The sequence below is a fragment of the Blastococcus aggregatus genome, assembly GCF_900221005.1.
Lineage (GTDB): Bacteria > Actinomycetota > Actinomycetes > Mycobacteriales > Geodermatophilaceae > Blastococcus > Blastococcus aggregatus.
This window is the reverse complement of record NZ_OBQI01000007.1, coordinates 225,797-239,575: the sequence shown is the minus strand read 5'-3', so window position 1 is coordinate 239,575 and position 13,779 is coordinate 225,797. Positions and strand designations below refer to the sequence as shown.

The window sequence follows — 13,779 nt, the reverse complement described above, 5'->3', positions numbered from 1 at the left end:
GGCGCCGAACCCTAGTGCCGTGTGCCCGCCCCGATCGGGCAAGCGCCTCGTCACCGGCGCGGCGCGCCTGCGTGTCGGCACGCTGCGACACCAGTCGACGGAGGGGGCAACGGGAGGGTGACGTCGGGCGGTGGCTGGAGGCCTGCGCCGGCATCCTCCCGACGTCCAACGCACCTCTCGTCCACTGGAGACCCTCTGCAGGGCCACGACCGACTGCGCATCTGCCTCCGCAGGGGAACTGGAGAAGAACTGGAGGACGACATGCTCGACAAAGCCGGCACCCGCGACATGGCTGTGGAGAGCGCCTGCGTCGTCTTGCCGAGCCACCAAACCGAGGCCTCAAGACTGAAGGAATACCGGAACAGTCCGCGGAAGCCTTTGCGCCATGAGACCAACAGCCCAGCCACAGCCGCCGCGGTATCCGTGCCGGCCTCGGGGCACCCCGATCGGTGACGTCGACCGCGGCATCCGTGGCCGTCCCATCCTCGGTCAGCAGGTCGGTTCCTGATGCCTGCGACGACCTCGGAACGAGTCGCGTCGCTTGAACAGCACAATCAGCTGCTGACCGTCGCCCAGGCCGGGGACTACCTGGGAACAGGAGAGCGGTTCATCCGCCGGCTGATCGCTCAACGGCGGATCACCTACGTCAAGCTCGGCAAGTACGTCCGGCTCCAGCGCTCGATCCTCGACGAGTTCATCGAGGCCGGACGTGTCACGAGTGAGGAGTAGCTCGACTCGTGCCGCACACCGGCAGCGACCGTGGGGGCGCGCCTATGCCGGGCCGAAATTCTCGGCGGTCACCACGCCACTTGGGCGCCTGTCCCTGCCCTCGTCAACCATGGCGTGGGGGTGGCGATTCTGCGGCCCCTCCACCGACCTCGCGCCCACCGCCCGCTATTGCCGCGGCGAGCACGTCGTCCTAAGTACGTCAAGCCCCCCGATGAGACTCGTGGAAGGCCATCAGTCGATCGGCGTCGCCGCCTCAACTCGGTCGGCAATCGCCCGACAGTCGCCTCAACCGAAGGCACGGGGAGGCTGACGTGAGCCGAAGGACCTGGGGCACGGTTCGTCGGCTCCGCTCGGGGCGCTATCAGGCCCGCTACACAGATGACACGGGCAGGCAAGTCTCGGCGCCGTCCACGTTCGCGACCAAGGCCGACGGCTACAGATGGCTCGCCAAGACGCAGACCGAGCTGGACTCGGGCCGCTGGATCGACCCGAAGGCGGGCAAGGAGCCGCTCCAGGTCTATGCCGAGCACTGGGTGGAGACCCGCCTCGTCCGTGGCCGGCCACTGGCCCCTCGCACGGCCGAGCTCTACCGAGCACAGCTCAAGAACCACATCGTCCCGTCCCTGGGATCGACGCCCCTTCGCCAGCTGGAGGCCTCTTCTGTCCGGGCCTGGTACGGGAAGCTCAGCGGCCCCGCCGGACCGGGTCAGGTCACAGCGGCCAAGTGCTACCGACTGCTGCGCGCCATCTGCACTACGGCTGTCGACGACAATCTCATCGCTCGGAACCCGTGCTCCATCCGTGGAGCAGGGCAGGAACGCTCCAGTGAGCGACCGATGTTCACGCTCGCTCAAGTCCAGGCGCTCGTCGATGCCGTCGAGGATCGCTGGCGAGCGCTGATCCTCCTGGCTGCCTGGACGGGACTGCGCATCGGTGAGCTGTCGGCGCTCCGTCGGGAGCACCTCGATCTCAAGGCAGGCACCGTGAGCGTGAAGAGCGCGGTCATCGACGTGATCGGGCAGGAACGTTCCTACGGCCCGCCGAAGTCGGCCGCAGGTCGCCGAGCCGTGGCGATCCCGCCGCACATCATCGGCGACCTGGAACACCACCTCGCGACGTACGCCCAGCCCGGTGCGCACGGACTGGTCTTCGTGGGGCCGAAGGGCGGGCCTATACGACGCAACAACTTCGCCTCGCGGGTGTGGGCTCCAGCAGCAGAGGCGGCCGGACTGCCGGCTGGCTCCCATCTACATGACCTGCGCGGCTGGGGCGCCACCGTCGCCGCCCGGCACGGCGCCACCACCAGGGAATTGATGCACCGACTCGGGCACGCCTCCCCCGCCGCGGCGCTGCGCTACCAGCGCGCCGAGCAAGAACGAGATGCCGCGCTCGCCGCCGCCATGAGCGCGGCGCTGAGGCACTCCGACGGCACGACTTCTGCCTGATCCGGCTTGAGCTCCGGAGATCGAGCCACTCCACGAGCTCAACCTTGTCGCTGGTGATGCGGGTTCGAGCCCCGTCACTCACCCCACCGGCGAGGCCCCTGGTCAGGCGACTAACCAGGGCCTTTACCCTTCCTCGTTGCATGCTGGGAGGCAAGATCACCCCGGTCAACCCCTAGCTGGGGGCACCCTTTTTGGGAGGCCAATCCCACGACCGCCGTCGGCCGGCCGGGTCGGTGCACGCCAGGGATGACTGACTGAACATGTTGCTGACCCAGGAGCGGCGCAGCTCGTCGGCCCTGGGTCACGTCCTCACGCGGTGGCGGCGAGTTGGCCAGGCGAAGTGACGTCGACGGTCAGGACGCTGGGCAGACGGTCCAAGCGGAGGGTCACGAGTTCCATTTCATGCGACGAGGCAGTCAGATGCACGGTGACCGTCCACCGACCACCGTTGGCCTCTTCGGCTTCCAGGCGAGTGAAGGCGTGGTTGCGTCCGGTCAACATGGTGAGGACGCGCTGCAGTCCCAGCGCGTCGGCCACGACGACGCGCACTCTGGCTGCGCTGGGAACGAGATCTTGGTGGATGGCCATGGATGCCTCCGGGCCGTTGGGGCCCTGGTCAGCGGGAGAGCGACCTCGACTGACGTGCTCTCGGACCCACCGGCGCGAGAGTCAGTCGCCGGCGAGCCCGCACAGAATCGCGAAGCCAGCCACGTCAGCAAGCTACACGGCGCTTCTGTGGTGGCCGGCGAACCCCGCCCGACCAGCCGGAGTCCGCTCCGAACGCCGCATCGGGGATAGAACCACCGGGTTCCCCGCATCTACGCCTCACCGTCTCATCGGCGGATGAGCCCTCGAGCGGTGGCGGCGGCCACGGCAGCGGTCCGTGAATCGACGCCAAGCTTGGCGTAGATGTGCACGAGGTGGGACTTCACGGTCGCCTGGCTGAGGAACAGTCGCCCGCTGATCTGCTGATTCGACAGTCCTTCGGCCACCAGCTGCAGAACCTCGACCTCACGGAAACTGAGCGTCTCGGCGGGCGTTCGTACGCGGTCCATCAGCCGCTGTGCGATCTCCGGAGCGAGCGCGGATTTGCCCGCGGCTGCCGTCCGTACTGCGGCGGCGAGCTCGTCGGGCGGGGTGTCCTTCAGCAGGTAGCCGGTGGCGCCGGCCTCGATCGCGGCGAGGATGTCCACGTCGGTGTCGTAGGTGGTTAGCACAAGCACCCGTGGCGCGCCGGAGCGAGCGGTGATGAGCGCGGTGGCCTGCGAGCCGCCCATGCCGCTGCCGAACTGCAGGTCCATGAGCACCACGTCGACTTCCAGCTCGGCGGCGAGCTCGACGGCCCGCTCGGCGGTGGGCGCCTCGGCCACGACGTCGAAGTCCGGCTCGCCCTCCAGGACCGCACGCAGGCCGGCGCGGACGACGGGGTGGTCGTCGGCGAGCAGCAGCCGGACGGGTCCGGACGTCAAGCCGACACCTCCTCGACGGTGCCTGCGGGGACCGGGAGGGTGGCCGCCACCGCCGTGCCCTTGCCGGGCGCGGACTCCACGACCAGCGCGCCCTGCAGGGCGCGCGCGCGAGCGCGCATCGCCGCCAGGCCGAACCCAGTCCCGTCCGGACCCTGGCCGGGCGGTGCGACCAGCTCGGGGTCGAACCCGGTGCCGTCGTCGACGATGTCGAGGGCGACGTCGGTGCCCATGTAGCTCAGCGTCAGCTCGACGCGTGACGGCTGCCCGTGCTGGACGGCGTTGGCGAGCGCCGCCTGTGCGATGCGCAGCAGCGCGGTCTCCTGGGCAGCCGGCAGCTCGATCGGCACACCGGAGATGGAGGCGTGCACGGCCAGCCCAAAGGCATCGGCGGTGGTCGCGCACAGCTGCTTGAGCGCGGCGGGCAGTGAGCCCGCCACCTCCAGGCCCGGCGGAGTCCAGTCCCGGACGAAGCGCCGCGCCTCGGCAAGGTTGTCGACGGCGGCCTGGCGGGCCTGCCGCACGTGACCGAGGGCGCTGTCCGACCGGCCGGGAAGGGCGCGCTCCGCGGCGCGGAGCAGCAGCTGGATGCTGGACAGGCCCTGGGCGAGGGTGTCGTGGATCTCCCGGGCGAGCCGCTCGCGTTCGGCCAGCACCCCACCCGTGTGCTCGGCGGCGGCCAGGTCGGCGCGGGCGGCGGTGAGCTCGTCGATCAGCCGCCGGCGCGCTTCGCTCTCCCGGTACAGCGCCTGGTAGCCGAGCACGGTGGCCACCGCGACGGCCGCGCCCAGGACCGGGCCGAGGACCATCGGCGCGGTGAGGCCGTCCTGGTGCCAGGCGAACCCGGCGATCGCCGCGACAGTCGTGGTCGCGACGGCGGTGAGCCCCCAGCGCATGGGCAGCAGGTGGAGCTGGACGAAGAACAGCGGGAAAGCCAGCCAGATGCCGTCCGGCGTCCAGTACAGGAGCACCAGCCAGCCGAGGCCCAGGATCGTCAGCCAGATTGCCGCCGCGGCGGTGGAGCGCTGCACCGACGGCAGAGCAGGGCCGACGGCGTAGATCAGGCCCACGGCGACCGCCGCGGCGAGGACCGCACCGGCATGCGGGGCGTCCTCGGCGACGGCGCGTGCGACGGCCAATCCCAGCAGCGCGAGCACCAGCAGGTGCAGACAACCGCGCAGCACCGGCTGTACCGGAACGGGAGCAGTCGGGGTCATGGCACCTCCAGGCTAGGCAGCTGCGCGAGCACCGCATCCATCGAAAGGTTGAGGCGGCCGTGCACCTCCTGGCCTGGCCGGAGCAGTCTCCCGCACGATGCCTGGAATGCCCTCTCCTGGCGAGGCTGGATCCAGTCGCCGGGCACGTCGCCTGGCACGTGCAGCGAGGAGAGCCTGAACCGTGTTCGTCGCCTGGAGAGACCTCCGGTTCGCCAAGGGACGCTTCGTCCTCATGGGCGCCGTGGTCGTGCTCATCACGGTGCTGGTCGGGCTGGTGTCCGGCCTGACCGCCGGCCTGGCCCGGGCCAACACCTCCGCCATCACCGACCTGCCCGCCGACTCCCTCGCGTTCGCCGCGCCCGCCGACGGAGAGGGCTTCTCCTTCACCGTCTCCAGCGTCGACGCCGACACGTGGACGGCATGGGAGCGGGTGCCCGGAGTCACGAGCGCCGAGCCGCTGGGCATCCTCACCACCCGCGCGCAGACCGACGGGCGGACGGCCAGCGTGTCCGCGTTCGGGGTGCAGGCGGGCTCCGGCCTGGCCCCGTCCGCCGGGCAAGTCCGGGACGGCGCGGTCGTGCTGTCCACCGCCGCCGCGGACGAGCTCGAGGCCCGAATTGGGGACACCGTCACGGTGGCCGGGCAGGAACTGCGGGTGGCCGACATCGCCGGGGACGCCTCCTACAGCCACACCCCCGTCATGTGGACCAGCCTGGACGACTTCCAGGCGCTCACCGGCAGCACCGGCGACGACGATCCCAGCGCCACCGTCATCGCGCTGACCACCACCTCCGACGCCGACCTGGCCGCCGCCGACGCCGAGCTGGGCACCACGACGGTCAGCCGCGACGACGCCCTGTCCGCGATCGGGTCGTTCACCTCAGAGAACGGCTCCCTGCAGCTGATGCGCGGATTCTTGTTCGCGATCTCCGCACTGGTGATCGGTGCGTTCTTCACCGTCTGGACCATCCAGCGCAGCGGCGACATCGCCGTCCTCAAGGCACTGGGCGCGTCCACGGGCTACCTGCTGCGCGACGCGCTCGGCCAGGCCGTGGTGCTGCTCGTGCTCGGCACCGTCGCCGGCACCGCGATCGCGGTCGCCGCCGGCGCCGCCCTCGGCCACGCCGTGCCGTTCGTCCTCGACCTCGCCACCGTCGCCGTCCCGGCGCTGGTCATGATCGCGCTCGGCGTCGCCGGCGCAGCCCTGTCCATCCGCCGGATCACCTCCGTCGACCCGCTGACCGCCCTGGGAAGTGCCCGATGAGCCTGCACCTGACCGATGTCACCCTCACCTACCCCGACGGCGGTGCTCGCCTGACCGCCCTGGACGACGTCGACCTGGACGTGCCGGCCGGCACCATCACCGCCCTCGTCGGCCCGTCCGGCTCCGGCAAGTCCAGCCTGCTGGCCGTCGCGGCCACACTCATCAGCCCGGACACCGGGCACGTGGTCATCGCCGGCACCGACACCACGGGGCTGAGCCGCAGCCGGCTGACCGAGCTGCGCCGCACCCGGATTGGCATGGTCTTCCAGCAGCCCAACCTGCTGCCGTCACTGACCGCCGCCGAGCAACTCCAGGTGATGGCCCACCTCGACGGCCGCGCCCCGAGGGCCGCACGAGGCCACGCCATGGAACTCCTCGAGGCCGTCGGGCTCACCGGGCAGGCCGACCGCCGGCCGCACCAGCTCTCCGGCGGCCAGCGGCAGCGCATCAACATCGCCCGCTCGCTGATGAACGAGCCGGCCGTGCTGCTGGTCGACGAGCCCACCAGCGCCCTGGACCAAGAACGAGGCGCCGCGATCCTGGACCTCATCACCACCCTCACCCACCGGCAAGGAACCGCCACCGTCCTGGTCACCCACGACCGCACCCACCTGACCGCCGTCGACCAGATCGTCGAGATCCACGACGGACACCTGCGCAGCCCCGTTACGGCCGGACACCGCTGAGGGCCATCACCCCTCCGCGGCGGCCAGCAGCGACCAGGCGATGCCCCGGGATTGGGGGGCAGTTGGGGGTGTCCCAGGCGGGGGAAGACATCCGGACCCCCTCCGCCTCGGCCGGCGTCATCGGAGTGGCGCACACCGTGGTCCGGCGACGATGTGCAGGAGTTCGTTCATCGGATCGCACCTAAGGCACGCGGAAAGCACGACGGCCACCTCGTGAGGCTGTCACCAGCGGATTCACGGGTGGAGTCACCCAGCCTTCCAAGCTGACTGTGCGGGTTCGATTCCCGTCACCCGCTCCGATGCGATGTAGCGGGACACCTCTCACAGGTGTCCCGCTACGTCATTCACGGTCATCTTGCGGTTGTTTGTACCCGGGTCGGGGTGGGGGCAGGGGCGCGGAGTAGTTGTCCGTGAGTTGCAATGATGCGGACGCGCGGACATCTACGTCCACGAGCCCGCCGAGGGCGACGAGAAGTTCCTGGAGGAGACCCGCCGCCCTCTGGGCCAGAAGGCCGCGTAGGCGGCGCGAATCGAGGGGCCGGCTGCTCAGGCAGCCGGCACCTCCTCTTCGCGCGTTGGGCCGACCGACTGGATCCGCCCGTCGACTACCGCGATCGCCGGAACTTCGAGAAGAAGCCGCCGCCAGCGCGGCCGGCCTGCCGATCGTGCCCTGGGCAGCGCTGTGCGGCTGGGACGCCTCGCATCACCTGGTCCACGTGCTGACCGCAGCCGGCCCACGTTGTGTTGCCGCATGTCTTGCAGGACACCGCTCGACACATCCGTCCTTTTCCTTCTCCTCGAGGGTGATCGCGAGGGCGGAGGTCCTCGTCGACACCGGTGTTCCACCACACAGGTGGGGTGCAGGCAGCGCTGGCTTGGTGAGCTCTGCCGCTCGCACAACATGCCCCCGGGGGAATGCGTCGGACGGTGCTACCGTTGGTCCACACATACCCCCCCGGGTATCTGACCCACAGACTTTCAGGAGCTGACGTGATCCCCGAGATCGACCAGAACACCTTTGCCGCCCGGCTCGCCGAGGGCGATGCCCTCGTCGTCGACGTGCGCGAGGCGCGCGAGTACCGCCCCGGCCACGTCCCCGGCGCGCAGAACATGCCGCTGAGCGTGCTGCCGGCCCGCCTGCCCGAGCTGCCGAAGGACCGTCCGGTCTACGTGATCTGCCAGGCCGGTGGCCGCAGTGCCCAGGCGACGGCCCTCATGCGCGGCGTCGGCATCGACGCCACCAGCGTCGCCGGCGGCACCGGCGCCTGGATCGAGTCCGGCCGCCCGGTCGCCACCGCCGCCTGACCTGAACCACGCCACCACGGCCCCGAGAGGAACCCCGATGACGATCACCGTCCTCCCCCTGGACACCCCCGGCCTGGGTGACCGCACCTACATCGCCCACGACGGCGAGGTCGCGCTCGTGGTCGACCCGCAGCGCGACTACGACCGCGTGCTCGGCATCGCCGAGGCCGCCGGCGTCCGGATCACCCACGTCTTCGAGTCCCACATCCACAACGACTACGTCACCGGCGGACTGGAACTGGCCCGCGAGGTCGGCGCCCAGTACCTGCTGAACGCCGACGACCAGGTCTCCTTCGAACGGACCGGGGTCTCCGACGGCGACATCGTCGAGGTGGGGGCCCGGATGCGCGTGCGGGTGCTGCTCACCCCCGGCCACACCCACACCCACCTGTCGTTCGCACTGGAGGCCGACGGCGAGTCCGTGGCGGTGTTCACCGGCGGCTCGCTGCTCTTCGGCTCCACCGGGCGCCCCGACCTGCTCGGCCCCGACCACACCCAGACGCTGGCGCACGCCCAGTGGCACTCCGCGCAGCGGCTGGCCGCCGAGCTCCCGGACGAGACCGCCGTCTACCCGACGCACGGCTTCGGCAGCTTCTGCTCGGCCACCCAGTCCGGCGGCACCGCCAGCACCATCGGCCAGGAGAAGCTCGCCAACCCGGCCCTGACCACCGACGAGTCCCGCTACGTCGAGGATCTCCTCGCCGGCCTGGACGCCTACCCGGCCTACTACGCGCACATGGGCGCGGCCAACTCCGCCGGCCCCGGCGAGGCCGACCTCTCCCTGCCGACCGAGGCGGACCCGGCCGAGCTGCGCCGGCGCATCGAGGCCGGCGAGTGGGTCGTCGACCTCCGCAACCGCACGGCCTTCGCCGCCGGGCACGTCGGCGGGACGGTCAACTTCGGCCTGGACGGGCAGTTCGTCACCTACCTCGCCTGGCTGATGCCCTGGGGCACCCCGGTGACCCTGCTCGGGGAGACCGCCGAGGACGTCGCCGAGGCCCAGCGCGAGCTGGTCCGGGTCGGCATCGACCGGCCGGCCGCGATGGCCACCGGCCGCGTCGAGGACTGGTCCGGCGGCGAGCCGCTGCGGGCCTACCGCACCGCCACCTTCGCTGACCTCGCCGCCGAGTTCACCGCCGGCCGCAGCCCCCTCGTGCTCGACGTGCGGCGCAACCAGGAACGCGCCGAGCGGCACATCGCCGGTTCGCTGCACATCCCGATCCACGAGGTGCTCGAGCGCCTCGACGAGGTCCCGGCCGGGCCGGTGTGGGTGCACTGCGCCGGCGGCTACCGCGCCGGCGTCGTCGCCGCCCTGCTCGACGCGCACGGCATCGACGTCGTCGCCATCGACGACTCCTTCGACAATGCCGGCCCCGCCGGCCTCTACCTCACCACCGACGCGATCAAGCAGGAGATCCCCGCATGACCACCCCCACCGTCGACGCCCCCACCCTCGCCGAGCGCCTCGGCAACAACTCGGACCCGGACCCCACGCTGATCGATGTCCGCACACCGGCGGAGTTCGAGGCCGGCCACATCCCCGGCGCGGTCAACGTCCCCCTGGACGAGCTGAAGGGCTCGCTCGACGAGCTCCGCACGGTCCTGGACGATCACCACGACGTCGTCCTCGTCTGCCGCTCCGGCGCCCGGGCTGGCCAGGCGCAGGAGGCCCTGCAGGCGGCTGGCCTTTCCTCCCCCGCCGTCCTCTCCGGCGGCATCGTGGACTGGGAGAAGACCGGCGGCACGGTGAACCGCGGCCGCCAGAGCTGGGAGCTCGAGCGCCAGGTCCGCCTGGCCGCCGGATCGCTCGTCGTCGCCGGGATCGTGGGCAGCACGGTCGCCCCCAAGGCGAAGTGGCTGTCCGGCTTCGTCGGCGGCGGGCTGGTCTTCGCCGCCCTGACCGACACCTGCGCCATGGGCATGGCGCTGGCGAAGATGCCGTGGAACAAGCGGGGCGCCCGCGCCACCGGCTCGGCGCTGGACCAGCTCACCCGGAAGCGGTGACCCGGTGCTGATCGCGCTCACCGTCGCACTGGCCGTCGTCGTCGGAGTCACCCTGGGGCTGCTCGGCGGTGGCGGCTCGATCCTGATGGTGCCGCTGCTGGTCTACGTGGCCGGCATGGACGCCAAGGAGGCGATCGCCGCCTCGCTCGTGGTCGTCGGCGTCACCGCGGCGGTGAGCGTGGTCGGCCACGCCCGCGCCGGGCGCGTCCGCTGGCGCACCGGGCTGCTCTTCGGGACTGCCGGCATGGCCGGCGCGCTGGCCGGCGGGTTCGTCGGCGGCCACCTTCCCGGGCAACTGCTGATGATCGCCTTCGCCCTCATGATGGTCGCCACGGCGGTGGCCATGCTGCGCGGCCGCCAGGACGTCGACCCGGCCAAGGCACACGCCGAGCTGCCCGTGGGCCGGGTACTGCTCGACGGCGTCGTCGTCGGCCTGGTCACCGGCCTGGTCGGCGCGGGTGGCGGATTCCTCGTCGTCCCCGCGCTGGCCCTGCTCGGCGGGCTGCCGATGGGCGTCGCCGTGGGCACGTCCCTGCTGGTCATCGCCATGAAGTCCTTCGCCGGGCTGAGCGGCTACCTGGCCACCGTGTCGATCGACTGGGCCCTCGTGGGTGCGGTCACCGTCGCCGCTGTCGTCGGGAGCCTGCTCGGGGCCCGGGTGGTCGACCGCATCCCGGCCGATGCGCTGCGCCGGGCGTTCGGGTGGTTCGTCCTGGCCATGGGCGCCTTCGTGCTCGTCCAGGAGGCACCGGACGGCGCGCGGCTCCCGGCACTGATCGCCGTGCTCGGCGTGGCCGCAGCGATGGGGACCTGCACGGCGTTCGTGCCGCGCTGCCCCCTCCGCCACGCCGGGATCGTCGGCCCCCGCCCCGCCCGGGCCTGACCCAGACGGCCGCGCGGTGCGTCCGGGAATGCCCACGCACCGCGCGGCGCTTCAAGAAGCAGTACCCGCCGGGGTATCACCCCGGCGGACGGGAGAGGATGAGGGACATGCAGCTCGAGAACACCCAGGTCGTCGGAGATGTCATCAAGCGGCTCCGGCGTGCTGAGGGCCAGCTCGCGGGCGTGATCCGCATGCTGGAGGCCGGCCGCGACTGCGAGGACGTCGTCACGCAGCTGGCGGCCGTGTCCCGGGCCCTGGACAAGGCCGGGTTCGCCATCATCGCCACCGGCCTCGAGCAGTGCATCACTGCCGGCGAGGACGGCAACGCCGCCCTCGACCGCGCCCGGCTCGAGAAGCTGTTCCTCTCGCTCGCCTGAGCAGCGGCTCCCCGCGGCCCGCACCGGTAGTTCGGTGCGGGCCGCGCGCCGTTTCCTGGTCCGTTTCACCCGCAGGGCCGACGGGCACGGGCTCCGAGGCACCCGCCCGTGACGAGATGGAGGCGAGATAGGCCAGGAGGAAACCGACCCGGTGCGGACGCACACTCCCCAGCGGCTGACCCGGCGCCTGGACGACGAGCGGCTGGCGCGGATCGCGGAGTTCGGGACGGCGCCGCGGGAGAGGTCGAGCAGGCACCTCTCCCAGCTGGACCGGGAGTGGGACGTCGAGCGCAAGCTCGAGGCGAATGCCGCCACGCTCATGCTCGTGGGCGTCGCCCTCGCGGCCACGCGGTCGAAGCGATGGCTCGCGCTCGCCGGCGTGGTGCCCGCGTTCCTGCTCCAGCATGCGATCCAGGGCTGGTGCCCACCGATCGCCGCCTTCCGCGCTCTCGGCTCCCGGTCGCGCAACGAGATCGACGCCGAGCGCACCGCCATCAAGGCCCTCCGCGGAGACTTCGCCGGGCTGGAGCTGGAGCCCGGGGCGGCTGAGCGCGCCCTCGCAGCGGCCGGCGCACGCTGACACACCTCGAGACCTAGGCGTCCTCGAGTCCAGCCTTTCCGGCCGACTCGTAGGAGTCGTTGACCAGGACCACGGAACGGCCGGGTCGGTCCAGCACCGAGGCCGCGATCGAGGCCCGGTAGCCGGAGCCGCAGTAGACCCACACCTCGCCCTGCGGCACCTCGTCGAGCCGGTCGGCGAGCTCGTGCAGCGGGATGTGCTGCGAGCCGCGCACGAAGCCGTCCGCCCGCTCGTCGTTGCGCCGGGCGTCGAGGACCTGCACCGGCCCCCGCTCCATCGCCTCGGCCAGGCCGGCGAAGTCACTCACCGGATACGACCGCAACGGCTGCCCGTCGGCGAGGGACTCGACGTCCCCGATCGCGGCACCGGCCAGCTCGTCGACGCCGATCCGCACCAGCTCGCGGCGAGCCTCGGCCACCTGCTCCTCGCTCTCGCCGATCAGCGTCAGCGGCTCCCCGTAGCGGTAGAGCCAGCCGAGGTAGGTCACGAAGTTGGTGCCGAGCTCGACGTTCATCGCGTCGGTCAGGTGGCCGGCCGCGAACGCCGTGCGCTCGCGCAGGTCGACCACCCACTCCCCCGCCTCGATACGCCGGCGCAGCCCCGCGGGGTCGACCTTCTCGGGCATGGAGAGGTCGACCGGCGCGGGGCCCCGCCGGTTGATGGGCGCCATGCGCGCGTAGTAGGCCGGGAAGGCGTCCAGCCCGGCGAGGAGGGTGTCGACGTACTCCTGTTCGGCCTGCGTGAGCGCGGGGTTGACCTTCGCCTGCTCCCCGATGGTCGACGACGTCCCGCTGGTCGGGGTGGCCGAGCAGAAGCTGCCGAAGCCGTGAGTGGGGAACACCTGCGCCTCGGCCGGTAGCTCGCGGGCCAGCCGCCGCACCGAGTGGTACTGGGCGTGGGTCAGCTCGTCGGTGACCTCGGGGCTGACTAGATCGGTGCGGCCCGTAGCGCCGTAGAGCATGGATCCACCGGTGAACACCGCCTGGACGTCGCCGTCGCCGTCGCCGTCCGCCAGCGCATAGCTGACGTGGTGGTGGGTGTGCCCGGGGGTGTGCAGGGCCGTCAGCCGCAGCCGCCCGGCTGCGATCACTTCGCCGTCGGACACCGCCACGTGGTCGAGCTCGGCGTCGCTCCCGCTGGGCAGGACGTAGGCGGCACCCGTCTCACGGGCGAGTTCGGGGCCCCCCGTCACGTAGTCGTTGTGGACGTGGGTCTCCAGGACGTGGGTGACCCGCACGCCGCGCCGCGCGACCAGGTCCAGCACCCGGTCGATGTCGCGCTGGGGATCGATCACCACGGCGACCTCGCCGTCGTCGATGAGGTAGCTCCGGTCGCCCAGGCTGGAGGTCTCGATCGTCTGCACATCGAACATGCCGTTGTCCCTTCTCTACCCCGTACGGTACAAACCGTCTGCGGCGGGCTCAGCTCCTGAGTGCCGCCAGCGCCGCATCCAGACGACGCCCGGCCTCGTCGGCCATGGGCTGCAGCTCGGGCCGGCCGGTCATCGACACCATGGTCTGCGGGTCGAGGACCTGCACCGTGGAGCCGTCACCGGCCTGGCTGACCACGACGTTGCACGGCAGCAGCACGCCGACGCCGCGGTCCGCCTCCAGTGCCTGCTGCGCGAGGTCGGGGGCACAGGCGCCCAGGATCAGGTAGGGCTCCATCTCCACTCCGCGCTTCTGCCGCAGCGTGGCCTGCACGTCGATCTCGGTGAGAATGCCGAAGCCCTGCTCGGCCAACGCCTCCTTTGTGCGTGTCACCGCCTCTGGGAACGGAACGTCGAGGTCGAGGGTCCGTCGGTACTCCATGCGGCCGTTCCT

General features: G+C 71.5%; 15 protein-coding genes. 10 read left to right on the top strand and 5 right to left on the bottom strand.

Annotated elements, in window-relative coordinates:
• Nucleotides 1–507 precede the first annotated feature (507 nt).
• Together CRP29_RS21080 and CRP29_RS21075 are read left to right on the top strand one after the other, a co-directional pair.
• Nucleotides 508–729, top strand: a complete 222-nt coding sequence (locus CRP29_RS21080) for a helix-turn-helix domain-containing protein (RefSeq protein ID WP_097197018.1) — start codon at nt 508–510, stop codon at nt 727–729.
• Nucleotides 730–1,040: 311 nt separating this feature from the next.
• The gene (locus CRP29_RS21075) at nt 1,041–2,174 is read left to right on the top strand and encodes a site-specific integrase (RefSeq protein WP_097197017.1); all 1,134 of its coding nucleotides are present in this window, start codon (nt 1,041–1,043) and stop codon (nt 2,172–2,174) included.
• 309 nt (nt 2,175–2,483) lie between these two features.
• Here CRP29_RS21075 and CRP29_RS21070 read toward each other — a convergent pair whose 3' ends face one another.
• From CRP29_RS21070 to CRP29_RS21060, 3 genes are all read right to left on the bottom strand, one after another.
• On the bottom strand, nt 2,484–2,762 hold the full coding sequence (locus tag CRP29_RS21070; RefSeq protein ID WP_097197016.1) for a hypothetical protein: 279 nt from the start codon (nt 2,760–2,762) through the stop codon (nt 2,484–2,486).
• Nucleotides 2,763–3,007: 245 nt separating this feature from the next.
• Nucleotides 3,008–3,643, bottom strand: coding sequence for a response regulator (locus CRP29_RS21065; protein ID WP_097197015.1), 636 nt, complete (start codon nt 3,641–3,643; stop codon nt 3,008–3,010).
• Nucleotides 3,640–4,857, bottom strand: coding sequence for a sensor histidine kinase (locus CRP29_RS21060; RefSeq protein ID WP_097197014.1), 1,218 nt, complete (start codon nt 4,855–4,857; stop codon nt 3,640–3,642). The genes CRP29_RS21065 and CRP29_RS21060 overlap by 4 nt, the downstream gene beginning before the upstream one ends.
• Nucleotides 4,858–5,038: 181 nt before the next feature.
• On the opposite strand from CRP29_RS21060, the gene CRP29_RS21055 reads away from it, so the two are divergent.
• The 8 genes from CRP29_RS21055 to CRP29_RS21015 all read left to right on the top strand — a co-directional run bounded on the left by CRP29_RS21055 (nt 5,039) and on the right by CRP29_RS21015 (nt 11,956).
• Nucleotides 5,039–6,121 carry an ABC transporter permease gene (locus CRP29_RS21055; RefSeq protein ID WP_097197013.1) on the top strand — a complete coding sequence of 361 codons (1,083 nt, stop codon included), beginning with the start codon at nt 5,039–5,041 and terminating at the stop codon, nt 6,119–6,121.
• Nucleotides 6,118–6,807 carry an ABC transporter ATP-binding protein gene (locus CRP29_RS21050; protein WP_097197012.1) on the top strand — a complete coding sequence of 230 codons (690 nt, stop codon included), beginning with the start codon at nt 6,118–6,120 and terminating at the stop codon, nt 6,805–6,807. The genes CRP29_RS21055 and CRP29_RS21050 overlap by 4 nt, the downstream gene beginning before the upstream one ends.
• A 990-nt stretch (nt 6,808–7,797) precedes the next feature.
• Complete coding sequence (locus CRP29_RS21040) at nt 7,798–8,112, top strand: rhodanese-like domain-containing protein (protein ID WP_225232373.1); 315 nt, start codon at nt 7,798–7,800, stop codon at nt 8,110–8,112.
• Between the two features lie 37 nt (nt 8,113–8,149).
• On the top strand, nt 8,150–9,538 hold the full coding sequence (locus CRP29_RS21035) for an MBL fold metallo-hydrolase (protein WP_097197009.1): 1,389 nt from the start codon (nt 8,150–8,152) through the stop codon (nt 9,536–9,538).
• Complete coding sequence (locus tag CRP29_RS21030; RefSeq protein ID WP_097197008.1) at nt 9,535–10,116, top strand: rhodanese-like domain-containing protein; 582 nt, start codon at nt 9,535–9,537, stop codon at nt 10,114–10,116. The genes CRP29_RS21035 and CRP29_RS21030 overlap by 4 nt, the downstream gene beginning before the upstream one ends.
• A 4-nt stretch (nt 10,117–10,120) precedes the next feature.
• Nucleotides 10,121–10,999: a sulfite exporter TauE/SafE family protein gene (locus CRP29_RS21025; RefSeq protein WP_097197007.1), complete on the top strand. Its 879-nt coding sequence runs from the start codon at nt 10,121–10,123 to the stop codon at nt 10,997–10,999.
• A 107-nt stretch (nt 11,000–11,106) separates the two neighbouring features.
• Complete coding sequence (locus tag CRP29_RS21020; protein WP_097194514.1) at nt 11,107–11,376, top strand: metal-sensitive transcriptional regulator; 270 nt, start codon at nt 11,107–11,109, stop codon at nt 11,374–11,376.
• 151 nt (nt 11,377–11,527) lie between these two features.
• The gene (locus CRP29_RS21015) at nt 11,528–11,956 is read left to right on the top strand and encodes a DUF2892 domain-containing protein (RefSeq protein ID WP_209305935.1); all 429 of its coding nucleotides are present in this window, start codon (nt 11,528–11,530) and stop codon (nt 11,954–11,956) included.
• Nucleotides 11,957–11,969: 13 nt separating this feature from the next.
• On the opposite strand, the gene CRP29_RS21010 is transcribed toward CRP29_RS21015, so the two are convergent.
• Nucleotides 11,970–13,328: an MBL fold metallo-hydrolase gene (locus CRP29_RS21010; protein ID WP_097197005.1), complete on the bottom strand. Its 1,359-nt coding sequence runs from the start codon at nt 13,326–13,328 to the stop codon at nt 11,970–11,972.
• 49 nt (nt 13,329–13,377) lie between these two features.
• Entirely contained in the window at nt 13,378–13,767 is a 390-nt protein-coding gene (locus CRP29_RS21005; protein ID WP_097197004.1) for a DUF302 domain-containing protein, read from the bottom strand.
• Nucleotides 13,768–13,779: the final 12 nt, after the last annotated feature.